Genomic DNA, 20663 nt, shown 5'->3' with positions numbered 1-20663 from the left:
TCATACTATAGGTTCCCGTTTTTTGAGGATGTAATGCGTTTAGATATCCACTGTGCTGACCGAATTGGTATCGCACAAGAGATTCTCAATATCTTGGTTAGTTACCAAGTTGATTTAAAAGGCATCGAGGTAGATTCGGTTAATTGTCGAATGTACGTGAGCTTTCCGCCTATTGAGTTTGAACAATTCCAAAAAATTATGCCATCTATCCGTTTGATAGATGGCGTGAAAGACGTTCGTACAACTGCATTTTTACCTTCTGAGCGAGAGCATAATGAGTTAAATACATTACTACGTGCATTGCCAGACGGTGTGATATCTATTGACGCTAAAGGCTGGGTGCGTTTATGTAATGATGCCGCTTGTCGCGACTTGCAATTATCTGAAAGCGAAGTGATTGGCGCTAACATTAATAATTTGCTCAAAGGCTTTAATTTTACGCGTTGGTTAGAAGGCAAAGAAGTACTTGGTCAAACAACCCGAGTTGAAGTAGCTGGCGAAGACTTTATTGCCGATATTCTACCTATTTCAGTCCCCCAAGGTGCTGAAGGGGATGTGTTAGCCGGTGCAGTTATCAATATCAAATCACAAAGTCGCTTAGGCCAACAAGTCAGTGCGTTCCGTCGTTATGGCCAAGAAAGTTTTGCAACCATACATAACTTTAGTACTGCAATGCGCCGTGTGGTTCGTGAAGCGCGTAAAATGGCACAACTTGAAGCGCCAATCCTGATTACTGGTGAAACAGGTACAGGTAAAGAGCTACTTGCTCGTGCTTGTCATTACGCATCAAACCGCTCAGTAAAACCGTTTATCGCTTTGTCGTGTGCTTCGTTGCCTGATGATGTCGCTGAGTCTGAACTATTTGGTTACGCAGGCTATGAAGAAAACGCGGCACCAAAACGCGGCGTTTTAGAGCAAGCTGATGGTGGCACAGTGTTTTTAGATGAAGTTGGTGAAATGTCGACTCAGCTACAAACTAAGCTACTACGTTTTTTACAAGACGGTACCTTCCGAAAAGTCGGTGATGAAAACGAAGTAAAAGTAAATGTGCGTATTGTTGCCGCAACACAAAAAGATTTACCAGCGATGGTGCAAGAGGGAACATTTAGAGAAGATCTCTATTACCGAATTAATGTTTTGACTTTAGAAATAGCCCCATTACGTGATAGAAAAGCAGATATCGGCCCGCTAGCAGAGCACTTTATTCAAAAGTATGCCCAGCAAAATGGTCATTCTGTGCCTGTGATGTCTGAGGATTGTTTACGCTTTTTACAAGATTACCCATGGCCGGGTAACGTGCGCCAATTAGAAAATGCGATTTATCGTGCGGTATCCTTGCTAGATGATAACGAACTGCGTATTGAGCACCTGCAGTTACCAACATTTACTCATGATTTAGGTTATCTTGAGTCTGACTTTGAAGGAACCTTAGACCAAGCGGTAAAACGTTTTGAGGCGACATTACTTCGCAAGCTTTACCCCGCTTATCCAAGCTCTCGCCAGCTCGCTAAGCGATTAGGTTTGAGTCACACTGCAGTAGCAAATAAGCTGCGCGATTATGGGATTAACCGTAAGACAGTGAAGGTTTAATTATCTAGTTTAATTAAGCAAAAAAGGCTTAGGTAAAACCTAAGCCTTTTTCTTTTCGATAAAAACTATTGTTTGGTACCCATATCTTTGGTGACACCATCAATGGCGATACTTTTTATACCCTCATCGTCGAACTTAATAACAACACTGATGTTATTGCGGGCAAAAAAGTAGTCTCGATTATCAAGGCTGATAACATAATCACCTTTGACTGAATCGCTGAATTTGCGCTTTTCGAGTTTTAGGGTGTGATCAGCAATTTGCCAGTTGAAGCCTTCAATAAAGCCATTATTAAATTCCTGAACCCATACCTGTTGCTCGTCTTTGCTGAGTGTAATCGCCACAGAATATGACTCAGGTAATGACATATCATAGCTTTTATCACCAATAGTGAACTTTTCAGCATCTTGTTGCCAAGCAAAGCCAAATTTAAAGGCTTTTTCAACACCCGTTGGGTACTTTAAGGTTCCATCCCCAGCAAAGTTAAAATCTGCAAAGGCAGAGCTGGTAAATAAACTGGCTGAAAACAGAGTGACCAAACTAAATAATTTCATTAGGTTATTCTTTTTTTATACTAATATATGCACAGATTAGAGCAGAATATTCGCCTTAGCAATACGCTGTGATACACTTTGTGCATCATCAACTGGTTAGACCTTTACCGTGAACCTCTATTTTCGACTAATACTGCTGTTTTTTAAAATTAAACGTAATCGTGATTATCAACAATTGTTAGACACGATTGATATTGAATTCAAAGCGTTACCGACCGATTGCGATATTAACTTCCATCTGACTAATTCTCGCTACTTAGCAATGATGGACCTTGCCCGTACTTGGATGACTGAGCGAGTAGGCTTGTTAAAGCACATAATGAAGCGCCGCTGGTTTCCAATCGTTAATGCAACTGCAATTACCTATATTCGCGATATAAAGCCAATGCAAAAGTACACAGTTAGCACTCGCTTGGTTGGCTGGGATCATAAATACTTTTACATTGAGCAAAAATTTCATTCAGAAAGAGGTTTGCATGCAATTGCTTATGTGCGTGGTGTATTTAAACGCAAAAAAGGTGTAGTCAGCGTTGAAGAGATGCTTGAAGTTGCGGGCTTTAGCGGTGTTGCCCCTATTTTGCCAGCAGAAGTGATGCACTGGAAAGAAATGTTAGAGCAAAAGAAGCTCACTAATAAGTGATACCTAAGATTAGCTAAAAAAAATGCCAGCTAAGCTGGCATTTTATGGCTTTAAACACAGTTTACTCTGCTGCGCAAACTGCTTCACTAACAAACGTTAAGTCGTTTACGTGTGCTGGACCATCCATTACAAATGTCGCTTCAGCGGTGTTTTGATCTAAGGTGTAGATTTTTGCATTCTCGCCGCTTTCTCTACCTGAAATATAAATTGTACCGTCATCAGCAATCGCAATACCTGACGCCCAGTTAACACCGTGCTCACCGATTTGAGTTAACTCAAGGCTGCCTTCATCTAATGTGTAAAGTGCTTTACCAGTTAATACGTAAAGTACATTGTAGTCACTTGAATAAGCGATGTCGCCATCAGAGAATGAGTCGCCTTCATACGATAGTTTACCTAATACCGTTTTTTCACCTGTAGTTAGGTCAAAATCATACATGTATGTTTTGCTTGTCGCACGTAAAGACAGACCATCCGCAGTCACTGTTGAGCGATAAATAGGGAATGATGTCGCATCGGCAACTTCAGCTTGCGTATCAGTGGCTAAATCTAGGCTATAGATTTTTGACGCTTTGCTGCTCTTATCAAGTTGCTCCATGAAGTACAGCAAACCGTCTTTGCTAGCAATATTTGATGCTGTATTGTTAAGACCTGCAACAACCGTTACAGCGCTTGATTCTGGGTTAAAGTGATACACATAGCCTTCAGTCTCAGAACCAAAGTTATTAATACCATATAAACCGGTTACAACTGCACATGGTGCCGGAATTTCAGTCACTACGACGTTATCAATGAATGCACCTACTGAATCAGATGTCCCCGCGCCTGCAAAGCTTAACACTGAGCTTGCGCTGTCAGCCTCAACTGTAAAGCTGTATTTAGTCCAGCCTTTTGTGCTGCTGCTGACAACGGCTAATGATTCACTATTCCAGAAAACTTCTGCTTTATTTGTTTGTTCATTGCCTGTTACACGTGCAGAATAGTAAAAGCTCACTTCATATTGATTCCCAGCAGTCGTCGCAATTGCTTGCGAAATACTGTAGTTGGCTGTTGAATCAAGCTCAATGAGTTGCTCACCATCTTGCGCAGGAACAATGCCAAGTTTATTGGTTTGAATTTCAAATTTAGCGTTAGTACTACGAGTCCAACCAGGTATTACATCAAATAACTGCCATTGACCATTGTGATCGGTCACTGTATCTGTATTCTCAAATGATCCGTTTTCTACTAAATTTGTGCCAGCCATTGCGATCGTTGATGCAATAGCTAAAGGTAAAATTGCTAGTTTAGTAACCAAGCTTTTCATGACACTCTCCGTTAGGTGATTAACATAAAATTAATATTGAATAGTATAATTTTACTGCTTTAAATGGCTTTTGTTCAATTAAGGAACAAGCCGGATTTGCGGTGATTTTACGTATAACCGTTTAACTTTATGATTTGTAAAAGCTTGTTTTTTGATCGGAAATTTCTGATTTTTCAAGATTTTTTTATAGCTCAAAAAAACCAAACCCATAAGTATTGGGGTTTGGTCTTGGGTCTAACCATAAAGTTAGTCTTGATTTGACTTGTTCGCGAACCATCCAGACTTTTGATTGCGACTAAGTTTACCGAGTAGCTTAATCGCTTTTTCTAAAGTGATACGCTGATCTGCAATATCGCGATAAATTTGGTTTGCGCGCTTTTTCCGTTTTACTGCAGCACCGGCATCTAAAAATGATTCAATTAGTTGATTGAAGTATTTCACAAGTAAGGCTTGTTGTTGCTCCTGCTTCTGGTTTGATTCATCTTCTTCAAGTTTTTCTAACAGGCTAGATATTTCAGCCTGGCAAAACTCATTTTGCGCAAGGTGAGTTTTCTTTAAAGTTGCTAAATGTTGTTTCATATAGTCTATTTCAATGAGATTGAACGAAACAATCATATTTAAGTTTGTAAGTGCGGTACGAAACTCTTTAGCTGAACACTGTTCAGTAAATAAGTGGCGAATGGTTTGATGTATTTTCTGCCACTGTTGCCATGCGTACACGTAGTTTAAACCCGCACCTTTTATGTTTTGCATGCCTACAATAACCTGATGTGTATTTGGCAGAGCTAAATCGGCGGTTGAAATAGTAAGTTCATCGGCAGATAAGTTACTATTTTCATGGACTGTTATTTTAGACTTAGTAATAGTTAATAGGCGCTCTTTTATTTCATTTGCATTTTCAGCTATGTTTTCTTGTAAAGCAGCAAGCGCATTTCGTTGAAAGTGGTGGCAGAAATAACTCAAAATAACACCTACTTGTGAGTCTAAAATATCTCCGAGAATTTCTTTTACGCAGGCTTTATTGAGTGTCCCTTCACTCAGCGACATTAATTTATCTGCATTGGTTTGCCCATATGCATTGACAAAGCGGGCATGGAGCTGCTCTGCAGTAAATAAGTTCAGTTGTACCAATAGACTTTCAAGTTCTTCAATATCATTATTTTCAATGAGCTTATCAATTCGCTCTGTTAATGCATTAATAAAATAACTATAAAAGCCATCTACATTAGTACCTATCACTACAATTCGGTCAAACCTTAAGTCATGGCTCAAAATATTAGCGAATACTTTCGAGCGAGCGACACGATCATTACGGTTATTAATTAATGCAATGACTTGTGTCTTAGGGCAATCATTGAGCTCATAAAGGCTGAGTCTGCGCCAATTCTCAAGCGTTGCTAAGCGCTCGTTTGCCGACATACTATTTACAAAAGACTGCTCTATAGAACCTATTGGTGCCCTAGGAAACTGTTGTAATACGCCGATATCAGGAATAATTCGCGCAGAGGTTTCTTTAAATACATAATCTTTGCTGAGGCCAATGTGTTTGGCCATTTTACAAACTAAAGCAATATTTGCAGGGTGCTCTTGATATGGATAAAGGGCTCGAATATCTTCGGTAATTTGTAGGCCGTCAGCCCAATGAACCTGAATTAAATTTGAATTCTTTTGCTTCGCATTCGCCTCAAGTATAGGGGCCATGTTTTGCTCGCTGGTGAATACTAAGCTGTTTTCACCAATAAAATGGCTTGTTTCATTAGCAACATCGATACCTGTTGGTCCTAAAATGTCTTCATGATCCGGGTAGGCGTTAGTGATAGTTGAAAAGCTATCTTGCATCCAGTTGCGCAAAATTCTGACATAACGCGGAGTTAACCCCATGCATTCCCATAAAAAAACATCCGCATTTACATTTTTGGCAAAGTGTAAAACGTCACTTTGTTCCCAAATGCTGGCTTTATCAAAGGGTCTAAATAGAGGGATTTCGAACTGTTCACCACTGGCTCTGGCATAGATCATGGTCGCTTCACAGCCTGTGGTTTTACTAACAACTTTTAACGTGAGGCTACTAAAAAGTGCAGCTTTTAAACGCTCAGTTCCTGACTTTCCTCGCGTTCCCCAACCACCAATTGAAACCGGAATGTGTGCTCTGTCAGACTTTATTTGACGACTAATTTTCAAATGCCTTGCCCAAAAGTAGGCAATAAAGCTGAGCACAAAGAATATAAGCTGGCCTATGCTATTTTGGTAAATTGAATACGCATACTCTTTAAAGCTTGACCATAGATTAAACAGAAATGGTGTAATTGCGAGTTTGTTATATAACCTACTGATACTTGTTTCTACCGGGAAGTTTGTATCAAGTACGCTACCATACGGCTGAAAATCAAGTGTAAACCCTTTACTTTTTAATATCTCTAAAAACTGTTTTTGTTCAACTTCTGAGCCATTTCTCAGTTCGTTTAATTTTTCATAGTTAAACGATATCCAGCTATAGCAGTAAAGCCTTTTAAATAGGCTCTTCGGTGGGGTCACTATGAGAATACCATCCGGTGTATAGGTTTTTGCTGGCGTTTTTAGGTTGTCTTGAGAAAGGCTGCTCAAAAGAAAGTCGAGTAATGGCAAGTGTTCACGAGCACTAAATTGCTGCTCATCAAAGCGTGGTTCGCCAGGGACTTCTGTTTGACTAATTTCAGCCACTGTACTACTAGGTACATGCATAAATGCACTTGGTTTTCTTGCATGCAAGTGGTTAAAACTCTGGCGTTTATCAGTACTCGGCGTTTTGAATTCATGCCAAAGTCGCCAAAAACGAAAGCCTCGCTTGTAGCCATATTGTACTTGCCATGATTTCTTTCGCGCACTGACATTGTAGGCTTCATAATTTTGCGCTTGATTACTTAATAACCTGCCGAGTAACTGCTCATTCCAATCAGCTAAATCTAGATTTTTGTGGGCGCTCAGGTCAACTTCAAGTTGTGCTACTTGCTGCTGGTGCACAAAGCTGACAAGTTGTTCCCGTACACGGCTGATAATGCGGCGAATAGCGAGACTTGGCTCATCTTCTAGGCGCTGATTTAAAAATTCCACAAATGATTTAAATAAACTATTAGCTTGCTGCTCTGTATGGCAATCCACTTGCAGGTTAAACATAATGCGAGGACTTAACTCGAGTAATAAGCGCTTTTCAGCAAAGCTAGCCGTTGCTATTAATTGTTGTTGCCAAACTTTGAATCCTTGCTGATGCTCACTGAAACGTGGATCGGCTAATTGCTTAATCAGAGTTAACCTAACAGCCTGTTGAGTCTCATTTTGTAAGCCTTCTAAAATAAGCTGTTGCGAGCATGGCCATGGCAACACAGAACACAGCTCATAGACACTTTGCCTTACTCTTGGGTAGCGATGTTTGGCGAGTAAAAATAATAGTTTAATGTTAACCTCACTGAGGTTAAGCTGTTTGCTAAGGATGCCAGCAAAGGCACTGAGTAAAAATAACTGCCTTCGGTCAATTTGCTCATTTTCAGGTAGCTCTAAATCAATATGAGAGCGCATATAGTAGCGTGTGAATGTTGGCCTTAAATTAATTAAAATTTCTAAGATATCGACTTTTGCAGCATGCGGGGTTGTTATTTTTTCAAGAGACTGTAGTAAGTTTTCTACTAATTCGGCATTAAACTCAGGATCATCTACATATTCACTTATTAGCTGCACTTGATTTGCCAAAGCGCGAAAAATTGAGTTGCGAATGGCTTCATTGTCAGTTTTTTCTAATAACGACAAGAAAAAGCTTTCTAAATTTAGAGTCAGCCATGATTTCGCAATTTCGTCAGCGTGGCTACGTAAATAGCGATTCGCTAAATCCCCAAGTTTACCAATTAAAAATTTCAGTGATTGTTCAAGCTCAGAGGTTTTATCTTGATAGCGATTAATCATCGCACCTTCATCAAACCAGCGCTGAAAAGCCTCTTGATCTTTTTTTAGCTGCAGTCGGTCTGCCCCTAAAATGTATGCGTAATCAAGAATGTGAAACTCACGTTCTGCTTTTAACTCTGCATGGCTCAAACGCTCTACAAAACGGCGATGGTCGGTATCAAGTTTAAGCAACTGATTCTGCAAGGTTTCAATCTTGTGAGTAAGGAAAGCAATCGCTTGTAATAAAAGCCAGTCATCTTCATCGTCATCGTCAGGTTGATTTTTTATCAGCTCCCATTGGCTTAATTCATCAACAAGTTCATGGTACTTCTGACGGTATAAGTCTAGCCAAAAACTAGCTATATCAGCAAATAGCAAGGTTTCTAGGCGTTGTTTAAGTTGTTTACTGCTCATAATCACTGTGCTCTAGCAAATGGTTAAGTTGAAGTGCAGGGAAAATAATTTCATCATGAGCAAAAGGTGCAAAGCCGGTGTGCTGGTTATTACCTGATGAAAACTCGAGACTAATATTATGATTGTTCCAGACCCAGTCTTGCTGCCAGCTTAGTTTCAGCCAGCCGTTTGTAAAACTGCCTAAATTGACTTGTTTTTGCCACGCAAAGCGAGTGATGTATTGCCATGTGGCTGTAGCTCTATGCTCATCGGCAAAGCGATAGTAGCTATCTAAACCAACTTGAAAAATGTGGCCACGATAATATTGGTTCCAACTTGAGTTGAAACGTAAGTAGTCTAGGCTTATCCAGTCATCGTTAGAACCAGAGGAAACACCAAAATTAAGGTAGTTATCAACCCAAGGTTGATAACGGTACTGGTAATAACTCAACCAGCCAGATGCATGATTTTCACGGTAGAAGTTGAAAACGCTCGAGTTTAGTTGCTCATCTGATAAGTAATCATCAAGGTCTGCGCTGTTATAACGAATGTAAGGCGTTACTTGCCATTGGTGACGGTGCACAGTATCGCGCTGCCAAGACTGACCAATACTGATACTTGCATCTAATGCATACTGTAAGTCAAAACTATCATGGCTTGGCTGCCAACGTGAGTTGATTTGCGTGTCGATATACCATGGGCTGTTTTCATCTTGCCAAGAATGGTAACCATTTAGGGCAAAAATATCAGCCTGGCTATCGCTCATAGAGTAATAGCCCTCTAATTGATACCAGTGGTTATCATCATTGAGGCGTAAGCGGGCACCTATATCTATTTCTTCACGGGCAGGTATATCTTCGGCACTTTGGAAAATTGTTTGTTGATCGTAGCGAATAAATCCCTGCCAATTTAATTCGTCACTATGTAGGTTTATCTGCTCATTGATAATAGAGGGCTTTTCTGGCGCTTGATAAGTGACCAGTTCTGGCAACAGGGTTTTTGCCTGTGAGTAAGGTGAAATTTTATTGCTTTGCTCACTTAGCTGCCAGCTATACAAACGAACGTATTGTAATTTATCTGCAGTCACTTCAACCTTACCCGCAGGGTGGAAGAAACGTCTTTCTGTTCGCTTAAATTCATTCATCTGTTCTAACTTAATGAGTCTGTCAGCAGGTAATTTGGCCATTAAAGGCGTATCAGGTGTCACTGTGTAAAAGAGTAACGTTGTCGGCAGCTCTAGGTGTTGCCAGCGACCTGTAACATATTGTTCAGCTTCAATTGTTAGGTGCTGCGATAGATACGGGTTCAGCCACCTGACAGAAATGATGTTGTTATCCAATTCACGTTTGTTAAATGTGAAAGGAATGCTTTGCTGCTCTGTGACTGACCAGATCTTTTGATCATTTGCTAATTGTAATGACAGGTTAGCAACATTTGCACGAGCCAATTCAGCAGTAGAAAAGTTAAATTTAAAGCGAATTTGTTGCCCTTCAGTTTGTGCTAAATCAATGTTTAATGTGTGGAATGGGCGCAGCAGTATGCCTTTATTGGAGCCTGCCTGTGTATTAAGCAATGTAAAACGATCTGCAAAGCTACTTTGCGCTGTACTTTGCATGTCAAATAATCGCGTACCAGCAAAGTCGAGCAAACTATCTAATGGCTGCCATTGACCATAACTTTCTATTCTGTTTTGTAAAAAGGTCGACTTAGAATCCGCACCTAAGGTTTCTAAGCGCTGAAGAAGTTGTGTGTATTGGTTATTGGTAAGGCGCTTTTTACTAAGTAAATAAAGCCCATTTAATAAAAGTTCGGCTTGTGTAGCGTCTGCAGAGTAGATAAGCGACATAATATCATTTGATGGGGATTTATTTGCGGCGTCAGACACATAATCGAACTGACTAAATAAAGAGTCTGGAATGAAGCTCACATCAAGATAACTCGTATGGTCAGCTGTTATTTTTAGCGCTTCACCAGCTTTAAGGCGAATTACTAGTGTGGCTGCAATTGAGGCCGCTTGTTGGTTTTTAACAAACAAAGTAGTTGCGGGTATATCACTAAAAATAGGCATGAGTTTATGCTGATATTGACTCTCAGCCATAAGCCAAGCGGTTTGATACTCACCGTTCTGCTTGGCTGCTGTGCGAGCCTTAATAACTAAATTAATAGGTGTTTGGGCTGTAAAGTGCCATGGCATTGTTTTTGTGATGATAGTATTTTGATATTTCCTCTGGCTGTTAATAAAGGTTTCTTGCATACCAGCTTTTACTAAATAACGCGCTTCATCAATGAAGGGAGGGGCACTGAGAGTTTGATAGTTAAGCGCTTTAAAGCTTTCAGACACTTTAGTTGGCACAATTGATGAGTGAGCCAGCCACGCAGCCAAACGATGTTTTTGCTGTTTTACCGCTAAATTAATCAAAACTGGCGGGCACTCATTTATGCTTGTTAAGTTACCTGCACACAGTGCAAATAGTTTGATATCTTGACGTTCTGTTTGATAACTATCAATCAAGGCTTTTGCTGCAAATTGCTTCAGCTCTAATTGCTGTGTACTTTTGTATAGGCCTTCTAAATAACTATTGGCTAAGTGGAACTGTTGCTGTTTACGTAAAATTGCGACTCTAAGTTGCCAAGCTTGTTTAGCAATTGTTGTATTCGCATTTTGGGTCAGAGGTTTTAAAAATGCTAAGGCATCGAGAGGGGCGCTATCAGCTAAGTCTTTCGCTGTTAATAATGATTGTTCGGCATTAAATGCAGAGACGTTTTTACGTGCTGGCGCGTAAGGCTCGATGGCCGCTAAATAATCAGCATGTTGTTTGTGTAGGTCATCTGCAATCAGTTTTGATATCGCAGGGCTTATATTCTTAGTATTAACTGCTTGTTGATATATCACTTCGTCGCTTGGCAGATCAGCAAGCGTTCTTGCATAGAGCGCAAACTCAACTTTATTTGATTGACTACTTAAGCTTTGAATTGTTAACGACTGACTGCTCAGTGGCACAGAGATAAATAATGTTTGAAAGTCATTTGTTGCTTTTAGGTTTACTAACCAACTATTTTCACCTGCAGATAGTTTCAATTGGCTGTCTTTAGTGCTCCTTGCAATTAAAGTTAACCAAGGTGTTGCACGTTTTTCACTAAATAAATCAAATAGCTGTGCAGATTGGCTTAAAGTGGTTATAAGGCGGAGCTGTTGATTTATACGCGGATAAAACTGATCGTCTACTAAGCGTTGCTCAGCGAGTTCAGTAACCATACTATTTTGAGACTCAACTGCGTTCAAAGTGCGATAACTACCCTTAAGCTGGGATTGCCCAGTCATCATAGATAGCAAGTTGGTACGGCGTTTTAGGGCTAGTGAGTTATTTGCTTTAAATACATCATCACTAAACACTTGCAATGAGTGGTCGCGATAAACCGCTGTAATGGCATCATCAGCGACTTGATACCAGTAGGGTAACAGTAATTTTTCTTGTTCTTTTTCTGCAGCATTATCATCATAAATTGCGCGGTGACTTTGCTCCAGTTTGATAAATGCATCGGTTTTACTTTTTATCGTTAAGTATTGTCCGGCAGCGATAGCTAGGTACTCAGTATTTTCAAGGCCTAACGACTGTTCTTTATATTCTAAGGCTTGGCTATTAATGGTATTGATTTTAGCAACCAATTGTTTATCGACATACGCATAAACAACACCTTTTTCATCAGGCTGTTGCATATTTTGGCGAACAGATAATTTAAGCTTTTTTGCTGCCGAGAAAAACAAGGTGACTTCGTCATCTTTGCTTAGTTGATAATAACGTTCACTGCCATTGCGGTTTTTAGTTACAACTGAGGGCTTAGCAAGCGACAAGGCTCGTCTAAAGCTATCTACATTTTGTGGTATATGACCAATCATAGCGCTGAACGTGGCACCCTCATCTAGGTGATTTTGGATGGCGACAATTCGGTTATGGCTCATAGCGGGGAGTTGGCATCGCTTCGTATCGCATAATAAATCGCGATGCACTTGTAGGCGTTGTTGTATGTATTGGGTATTCCCCGCACTAATAATGAATTTATTAAGAAGCTCAGGGTCAATGTCTAGCCAATGCCCTTTCGGAAGCCAAAGATAGCGATGTTGCTTGGCACTAAAGTTCATATCTTGGCTGGTGGTATAGGGCGCGAGCTTTGGCGAGGTTTGCAGCCAAATTGCGGGCTCAAGAACACCTCTATTTGTATCAACAGCGTATGCAGGCTGCATTGAAAGCAGCAGTAAAATAATAGCAATTATGAAATAAGGCATTGGTTAAACAACTTAAATAGCTGGTTATTAGAAACTAATCGCTCACGCAACTGGCGACTTAACTCGATATGGAAAAACTGACTGTTGTTAGGAGCCAGCGATGCAAGAATATTGGTGGTGCCTCCAAGTTCTTTAACATCAAGGCCATAAACCATAGCTGTAATATCTAGCTGTTCATTTAAACAGGCTGTGATTGCAATCGTCCGCTTGCTAGGTATTGCATGACCATTACTTATAATTGCATCAGCTTTTTTACCCTCAGGAGTCTTCCTTTTTTCTTTTGCGTAACCATGGATCTGATAAATCGAAAATGACTCAACATGTTCAGAGTATGCAAGAATAAAGGCATTACTCGCGCTTGGTTTATACTTACCAAAGTCAATAAGTTCTCCATGCTCATCACGGTCGTTGCGGTGTTTAGTGTTGCTTAAAAATACTTGGCAGTGTGCATATAGTGCCTTTGCAATAGTATGTGTGTGTTTGTCATAAAAGCGATGTGGTGCATAAGCAATGCACTTTTCACCTTGCTGTTTATAATGAATTTCACCACCGGAATTTAAAGATTCATTTGCAAATAGAGCACCTTGGTTGACATTAAAGTGTGTGGGAGTCTGTTGCTGATCAACAAGCCATAACTTTAAGCTCAAGGTAAGCTCATTTAAACTAGGTGTTGCGTGGCATGTAGATACAAAGAGCCAAACTATAATCATCATTATTTTAGTTTTCATGGTTCCACCACCTTACTTTTTGCTCCTGCAAAGGATATTCCTCAAGTATAGAAACCCACACCGTGTCAGTTGTTTGCAGTGTTAGGGAATGTAATTCAGCAATGTCATTAGTGATTGTTTGAGTAACGCTAGGATAGCTTGTTAACTGACTATTTTTTGGGTGAATTAAAAAAGCATCGAGTAATGCCGATTGATTTAGCATAAAGCGTTGTTTAGCGATGCTGTATTCACTGGTCAGCCCTGCTTTGTAGTCGGCATTTTGTGTAAGCGATAACTCTACAGGTTCGCTGCTATTTGCACGAAACACTTTAAATACTAAGCTCATAGGGCGCTGTTGCTTTGTGAAATCAAGTGTCAAAGGAGTATTTTTATCAAGTTGGTAAATGCGTTGCTTTATCCATGGACGATCTCCATACCAATTTTGGTAAATAGTTTTCGCCTGTGACTGTAATTGCTGTAATGCCTCGACCGATAGCTCAGACACCGCGACTTCTTTGCTGCTTTTGTTAGTTAAGCGATAAACTAAACTATTGTCCTCAGAATCGTCATAAGGTGAATAGTTATTTTTGTTATATAAGCCAAAGTTAAACACCTGCGGTGGTAACTTCGGCATAAAATAGCGATCAGGACTTAGCACTAAAGCGACATTTGATAATGGCAGCTTTGCAAAGAGCTCTTTAGATTGATAAAAAGTTGTCACTAAATCCGGCTCTTTCGGCGGAGTAAAAGTACGGATATTAGTAAAATGTGCTAGCTGCGTTAACTCATAATGATTTGCAGCTCTTTGTTCATACCAAGCGGCAATATCGTAAAAACCATTGATTGGCTCGGGTAGATATTGATGAGAAATTGTTCGTTGATAATTGAAATCTGCTAACCGAGATTTTAATCGAACGTAGACATCTTTTTCAGCGCTAATTTTAAGATGATGAGCATTATCTGGGGTACGTAAATAGTAACTATTGAGCATACCGACACGCTGTCTTTGAGTTGTATCGGTGATCAATCGGTCGAAGTCTGACACTTCACCTTTTAAAGTCACGGTGTAATCTTCTATTGCTAGGTTACGTTCATCATAAATAACCACGTTAAGCTGACTACTTTGCAATGCACGAACGTCAATATTGAGATTACTATTTGGCTCTATATCAAAATCTACACTGGCAAATTCATTCACCAAATAGCTGCCTGCATAACTCGTTAAAATTGGTGTGCTTGACGCTGTTCGCCAATTTGTCAGTAATGGCTCTTCACTACAAATGGTGACTAGGCCTGCATCAATAAGCTCTGTCTTATAGCTATTTTTGCTATCGGTTGGAGATACACTGATTGGTATTGGCGCCTTGAACTGATGCTTATCATACCAAGTTAGCGATGGTAATAGCTGCTCTGAGTTGACGGTGAAAATAAGGCTGTCAGTCACATCAAGTTTAATACTGGCACAGAGGCCAAGTTCAGTGTAATAAGCGCCTAAGTCATGCTGCTGCATGCTAAAGTCATAAGTAGTGACATTGTAAGGTAGCGTTTCATACAAAATGTCAGATTTAAAGTCGATACCAGGGATCCCTTGAGGTGCAATTTTTTGCCACCAAAATGCCATCGCATTACTAATTTCAGCGCTGGTTAGCGTGTTTTCACCCATAGTTAAATAGTCAGTGGCACGTCTTCGCCTTTCTAGAGGGCGTTTAAGCCAACTGTTGAGTGGGTCGATATTTTGTTCAGGGGTTTTTGCATGAACACGGACAACCACGCCTTGTAGTGATTTTTCTTCTGGGATCAGCGTTAAATCAAGGCTTTTGGCATTTGGATAATGAGTGATTGGCAAATAAAAAGACTGCCCAGAAGCAACGTTTAGTGATTGTTTATTCTCTATTATTTGTTTGATCTGTTGTTCTTCACTATTGTTAACTAGTTTTGAAGCGTGATGGTAAATTTTATCTAAAATCACATTACCTTTATCGTCATAAAGAACGTATTTAATTGCGTAATTGACCGGTAATTCAAGAAACACAGATTGGTCAAACACGGCATTCGAGAGAATTCGTAATGAATGAGTTCGCTGATTAGAAAATGTAAATCGCAGTGGCTTTTCGCTACTTAACCACTGTACATTAGATCGCGTTTCGGTATTGCTACGTGCATCCACGGGCTCTGCTGAGTCTAGCCACACTAAAAAGCTGCGCCCTGCAAAAAATATAGCTAAAAGTAATGTCAAAATAAGTAATAGGGCGAATAAGCGTTTAATTAAATACACGCTGACCTCCTCCCATTAGCAGGTTAAATGCTTTTACATCAATCAGTTGATTGTTTGTCGGGTTATAGATCGCAAGGATGTTATTGTTCTGCTTTATCATTAGAGCGAATTTATCAAGGTGTTCCAGCTTGATGGTTTGTAAACTACAAGCGGGGATTTGGAAGCAAAAATCTCGCAACGATGTGAGACGCTGATTAGCGACATAGTTATTTACAAGGGTTTGTAGCTGTTGGTTCTTGTTAACATCCAACGGTTGCCAGTTAAATGGCGATAGAGTGGCAAGGTTTATTACCTTAACCTTAGAGTTACTCGAAATGGCTAATAAACGTTGTAACACACTACTTTGATCCATCGAAAACTGTTGTTTAAAGTCTGAAGCGAGCCACAAGGTTGCCAGCTCACTATTGGCATTAAACTGCTGGTAACCGGATTGCGGAGAGCTACCAATCTCGAGACCGCGAGTGGCTTGTTGCCCCATGACTGTTTGATAATTGACACCTAACGCGTTGAGTTCACTATCAACTTGCTTCATTAATGGGATCGCTGTATCGCTTATTTGTGTTGTTGAGAATGCGATTGCATTTGGGCGTATCCATGAAGGTGCGCTATGGCTGCGAATTTGAATATTCAAACTAGGCTGGTTTTGTGTAAAACGTAAGAAGCTTTGGTGAATAATATTGAATAAAGAATCAACATTATCTGCAGCTAATACATTTGCTTGTGGATGTGCATAAGGGTGCGCCCCTGCAACGAGTAGGTTAGCAGCGTTCGACTTAGCAAATAACTCACTGGCAAAGCTTAACGTATTACTTTCAAATAAAGGTCTAGGGACACTTAAGGTAATTGCTTCGTGCTCGGTCAAATTAAATAGGAATATGCCTTGGCCTTGTTGTAATGCAGCAGGAGTATCTAGCGGGCTCAGCAGTAAATAACGGCCACTGTTGTTCTTCACAAGCCTTAATTGATAGCTCAAAAGCTGTGCGGTGCCATTAATTTGTTTTAGCTGGTTTAGCATATCTTCAGTCAGCGCATCATTACCAATGCGAGCAATCAGCTTGTAAAGTGGCGTTAAGACTTCAAACTCCCAAAGCGCGACCTGACTATTAGAAAGTGGTTGATAGTCAAAACTGCCTTTTTTGCTTATGTGAGTCGAATAAATATCAACTATTTGATTAATTTCTTCATTTAATTCATTCAACTGTAGATTACTGTAATTGAAATTATCACGGTATATACTGGCTAAAATATTGGTGTAATTATCACCATCTAAAAACATTTCGAACATTGAACCAGAAAAGCTTGAAGAAGGTAGGCTGCTACTCGTTGCCGTGCCAAAAGAGGTTGTTTCACTGCCGACAAAATCATGTAACTCGCGTTGACTTACTGAGCTTGGTAATTGGTTATAGATCCAATATTGGCTGTTTGCGTGTATTGTTTTGTCTGAAAACAAAGTAGCAGTATGGCGGTTGGCCTCTCGAATTTGCAATATCTCTGTACCTTCTAATGCAGAGATAAACGCCTGATAAAATGGGCTTTGTTGATTTTCTTTCGCTAAGGTCTTTTGTGGCGTTTTACTTGTACCAAATACCAAAGCTTTACTTTGTAGCTGTTCGAAAATCAGGGCCGCAGAATCACTGGCTAAACTTTCAGTAATTGGAAATGGCACGGTGACTAATAAAGGGGTTTTAGGTTGTTTGTTGAAAACAAACAGTCCGCGTTGCCTATCTTCAATTGTATCAATCAGATAAATATAGTTTTCATCACCTTGCAGTAAAAAGCCAATGCTAGAAAATAAAGCTGAGAGCTCAGCGATATCTTGCTGTTTAATGATTGCCTTATTTAGCTGATAAACAGCATACTTAAACTCAGCAACGGCTTGATTTGCTTTATAACTACTTACACTAACTTTATTACTACGACTGGTATAAAGGTAACTTTTATACTGACTAACTTGCTGATTAAGCGTAATAACATGCTGAATTTCAGTTTCGGGTTTAAGGTTCGGCTTAGATAGTATCGAAGGAATTAGCATAACAATAAAGCCAACGATAATGGCAAGTACACCACCCACTATCGAAGTTTGTAATGTTGCTCTGACGACAAGACCTAAGGCGTTTTTTTGATAAATCTTTAAAGCAAGTAAGGTCGCTAACATATAACCAAACGCGAAAGTATCGGTCACTTTTATGGCAGGGAAATACCAGACCACAATGTAGTTAAGAATCAGTTTATAAATAAAGCCGATAGTGAAGAACAGCATCAATAATCTGGCACCTTCAATATTGGCGTGTCTAAGCCTAGTAAAATGAATAAGTGCCCCGCCAACGGCCAAAATAATGGCTGTTTCAGCAAATGAAGTTAGTAATTTACTCGGTTGAGTAAGTTGAAGGGCAAGAAGTGCTGGTAGCATGATACCGTTAAACTCCCAGCCGTACTTAATATTCGCCCGAGAGGCAAGAAAAGCGGTAATAACTAGGATGATATAGGCTTTGGGAGCCGCAATAATCGACGCAGCTACTGCTTCGTACATAATACCCAAGTTAGCAATACTAAAGTTTGTGAAAGGCATGAGCACAAAACGTACGAGAATAAAGGTTATAAGTATCTGAATAAAGGTTACTTTTAAGCCATATTTAAAGCCCCCGTTCCACATTACATTAGCTGTTAAAGCGATAATGATAAGACCAAGAGAGTAGAGCTGTGAAGCATAATCAAAGGTGATATCCCAGCGACTTAATTGGTTTGCAATTAACGGCCAAAACAAGGTATCCATACATACTCGAACTAGGATACTTATCAATATGATGGCAAAAAAACGATCACGACCAAACATTTGGCTATAGCCAAATTTTTCCATCATATAATGTGCGCTAAAACGCATTAAGGCATATACAACAATAGCTTCAATGATAATAACTGCCGCAGAGGTCGGACTAATTATTAACAAAGGAACGATATAACCGGGTACTACAAGGCCTGTTAATGGAAAGCCGAAGCGCAAGTTAAGTAAGCATACAACTGCAGTGCCTACCCAAACTGTTGTAATAACAGATTGACCAAGGCCACTACCTGCAGGGAAGAGTGCTAACACAAAATCCATTAACCTTGCCCCTCATGACGAGCTACATGGTTATCGATAAATTCAAATAATATACCTGATACTTGAAAAGGCTCACCGGATGCCGCTTGTGAGCTGTCAGTGTGTAGGGCTTTAATATTTAAGGTATAGTCTTGTTCGCCAAACTTAGCTGGTAAGGCCACCTCTGCTTTGTTTAGAGTGATATAACGCAATTTCCCTTTAGCAATTTCAGCGTCTAAATCACAGCTCTTGCAAAGTAGGTCTAGTGCCGTCATTTCAAAAATCGCAAGTTGGTGCTGCTTGGCAAATTGTTCAAGGGATGCGTTTGTTTGAATTACTTGACCAAACAAATTAAATAAAACAGTGGCAGAGCGGGTATGATTAAATACCATTTCTAAGGTTGTTAGCTTTTGCTCCATTTCATTAATAGATTGTTTAACCTGCTCACTAATCGGCTCATGTAGCTTTAAGGTTAGTAATTGATTTAATAAGCTATTGTTACTCGCTTGAGTCGTTTTAAATATATGATAATGGAAAAGCAATTCAGCAACTTGAGCTGCGAATTTATTGACGTTTTTTTCAAACGCTTGCTGATTGAAGTATTTGTTAGGGATAACAGATAGTGCCCAAAAGCCGCGGACGTCACCGGCATAAACCAAGGGCGCCATAAATTCGATTTCACCTTCTTTAATATGTGTAAAGAAGGGGCGGGTAATTTGTACAACCCCTAATGATTTTAACGCTTTGCTGTAAGGAGTGCGCTTGTAATCACGACGCATCTCTTGAATATCATCTAAATTACAATTTATCGCACGAATTTCAACAACACGATGATCATCTTCTTTTCGGGCAAGGAAAATTGATTTTTCTAAGTCTAGCTGCTGGCTAATTAATTGAATGATTGGATCCCACGGCGAGGCTTGCTCAATAAAGCTTTGTGGGATAAAACGGCCCATCATTTTTTGCTGAATATTGTTCACAACAGTGTTCAGCTCGTTATCTTCAGACATCTTTCGAACAACAATTACCCAAAATAAGGTGATAAATGTCAATACTATGTATTGTCCGATTGGGATGAAAAGTTGATTAAATTCTATGAAAAAATAGCCCAATAAGCACCATAGCAGCACGCTATTTAAGGCAATAATAAAAGAATATATGAGCGACAGTTTTTGAAAGCTAAAAAGCAGTACAAAAACAAGCGCAAGCTCAATAAAAATAGTCAGTAAGCTATTTAGTTGTTTTACAGTTGTTTGTTTATCAATACTGTCAGCGAGATAGGCTATCAGTAATAAAGGATCATTTAAGCCGTCGACTTTTGGGGCGCGAATAAAGACATTAAAAGCGGCCGCTTTTTGACCAATGATAAGAATCTTATTTTCAAGTTGCTCACTCATTACGTCAACATTTAGCACCCGTTCAGCACTAAATTTTGGCAGCGCAGTGACAGCTAAATCAAAGTCAATAAGTTGAACGTGTTCTGAATCATAATTAAATATCTGCTGCCAAATACTTTTGCATTCAAGCTCATTTGATTGAGGAATGCGCATTTGGTAAGTAGCCCAATTATCAATTTGTGGTACGCAATATTCTCCCTCAGCGTATGGGTAATAGACATTTTCTAGTTTTGGTGCGACTAATGTTTCATTAGCCAGCACTACAATCGCGCGAGGTTGATATTCAACCAATTTTTCAACGAGTTGCTGGTGGTTGTCTGTTAAGCGGTCGCTGGTAATAAGTACAACATTAGTTTGTTGAGTGTGGCTTAGTGACTCTAAATTTTGATAGAAAAAAGCATTGCTCGCCTGAAAGAGGTTGAACATATTACTTAACAAGACCACACAAAATAAGCTTAAAGTAAGCCAAAATGCGCGCAAGTTTTTTAAACGCAACAATTGTTGAACAGCAGACACATCTCCTCC

10 protein-coding genes are annotated in these 20663 nt (G+C 39.8%); 2 read left to right on the top strand and 8 right to left on the bottom strand.

The window, feature by feature from the left end; all coding sequences use genetic code 11:
* Window positions 1-33: 33 nt before the first annotated feature.
* Window positions 34-1590 carry a transcriptional regulator TyrR gene (tyrR, locus tag AN213_RS08850; RefSeq protein ID WP_054561931.1) on the top strand — a complete coding sequence of 519 codons (1557 nt, stop codon included), beginning with the start codon at window positions 34-36 and terminating at the stop codon, window positions 1588-1590.
* Between the two features lie 65 nt (window positions 1591-1655).
* On the opposite strand, the gene AN213_RS08845 is transcribed toward tyrR, so the two are convergent.
* Window positions 1656-2144, bottom strand: a complete 489-nt coding sequence (locus AN213_RS08845; RefSeq protein WP_054561930.1) for a hypothetical protein — start codon at window positions 2142-2144, stop codon at window positions 1656-1658.
* A 109-nt stretch (window positions 2145-2253) separates the two neighbouring features.
* On the opposite strand from AN213_RS08845, the gene AN213_RS08840 reads away from it, so the two are divergent.
* On the top strand, window positions 2254-2784 hold the full coding sequence (locus tag AN213_RS08840) for a thioesterase family protein (protein WP_054561929.1): 531 nt from the start codon (window positions 2254-2256) through the stop codon (window positions 2782-2784).
* A gap of 61 nt (window positions 2785-2845) precedes the next feature.
* Here AN213_RS08840 and AN213_RS08835 read toward each other — a convergent pair whose 3' ends face one another.
* From AN213_RS08835 to AN213_RS08805, 7 genes are all read right to left on the bottom strand, one after another.
* Window positions 2846-4090 carry a DUF642 domain-containing protein gene (locus tag AN213_RS08835; protein ID WP_055021466.1) on the bottom strand — a complete coding sequence of 415 codons (1245 nt, stop codon included), beginning with the start codon at window positions 4088-4090 and terminating at the stop codon, window positions 2846-2848.
* Between the two features lie 246 nt (window positions 4091-4336).
* Window positions 4337-8416 carry a hypothetical protein gene (locus AN213_RS08830; RefSeq protein WP_055021467.1) on the bottom strand — a complete coding sequence of 1360 codons (4080 nt, stop codon included), beginning with the start codon at window positions 8414-8416 and terminating at the stop codon, window positions 4337-4339.
* The gene (locus tag AN213_RS08825; RefSeq protein WP_055198373.1) at window positions 8406-12680 is read right to left on the bottom strand and encodes a hypothetical protein; all 4275 of its coding nucleotides are present in this window, start codon (window positions 12678-12680) and stop codon (window positions 8406-8408) included. Before AN213_RS08825 ends, AN213_RS08830 begins: the two co-directional genes overlap by 11 nt.
* Window positions 12665-13408 carry a hypothetical protein gene (locus tag AN213_RS08820; RefSeq protein ID WP_054561925.1) on the bottom strand — a complete coding sequence of 248 codons (744 nt, stop codon included), beginning with the start codon at window positions 13406-13408 and terminating at the stop codon, window positions 12665-12667. Before AN213_RS08820 ends, AN213_RS08825 begins: the two co-directional genes overlap by 16 nt.
* Window positions 13398-15662: a hypothetical protein gene (locus AN213_RS08815; protein WP_055198371.1), complete on the bottom strand. Its 2265-nt coding sequence runs from the start codon at window positions 15660-15662 to the stop codon at window positions 13398-13400. Before AN213_RS08815 ends, AN213_RS08820 begins: the two co-directional genes overlap by 11 nt.
* Window positions 15649-18762, bottom strand: coding sequence for a poly-gamma-glutamate biosynthesis protein PgsC/CapC (locus AN213_RS08810; RefSeq protein ID WP_055198369.1), 3114 nt, complete (start codon window positions 18760-18762; stop codon window positions 15649-15651). The genes AN213_RS08815 and AN213_RS08810 overlap by 14 nt, the downstream gene beginning before the upstream one ends.
* A complete protein-coding gene (locus tag AN213_RS08805) occupies window positions 18762-20654 on the bottom strand; it encodes a hypothetical protein (RefSeq protein WP_054561922.1) in 1893 nt (630 codons plus the stop codon). Before AN213_RS08805 ends, AN213_RS08810 begins: the two co-directional genes overlap by 1 nt.
* Between the last annotated feature and the right edge of the window lie 9 nt (window positions 20655-20663).

Source organism: Pseudoalteromonas sp. P1-8, assembly GCF_001399985.1.
Classification (GTDB): Bacteria; Pseudomonadota; Gammaproteobacteria; order Enterobacterales; family Alteromonadaceae; genus Pseudoalteromonas.
Note: the sequence above shows the minus strand (reverse complement) of the source record. Positions and strands in the feature narration are given on the sequence as shown.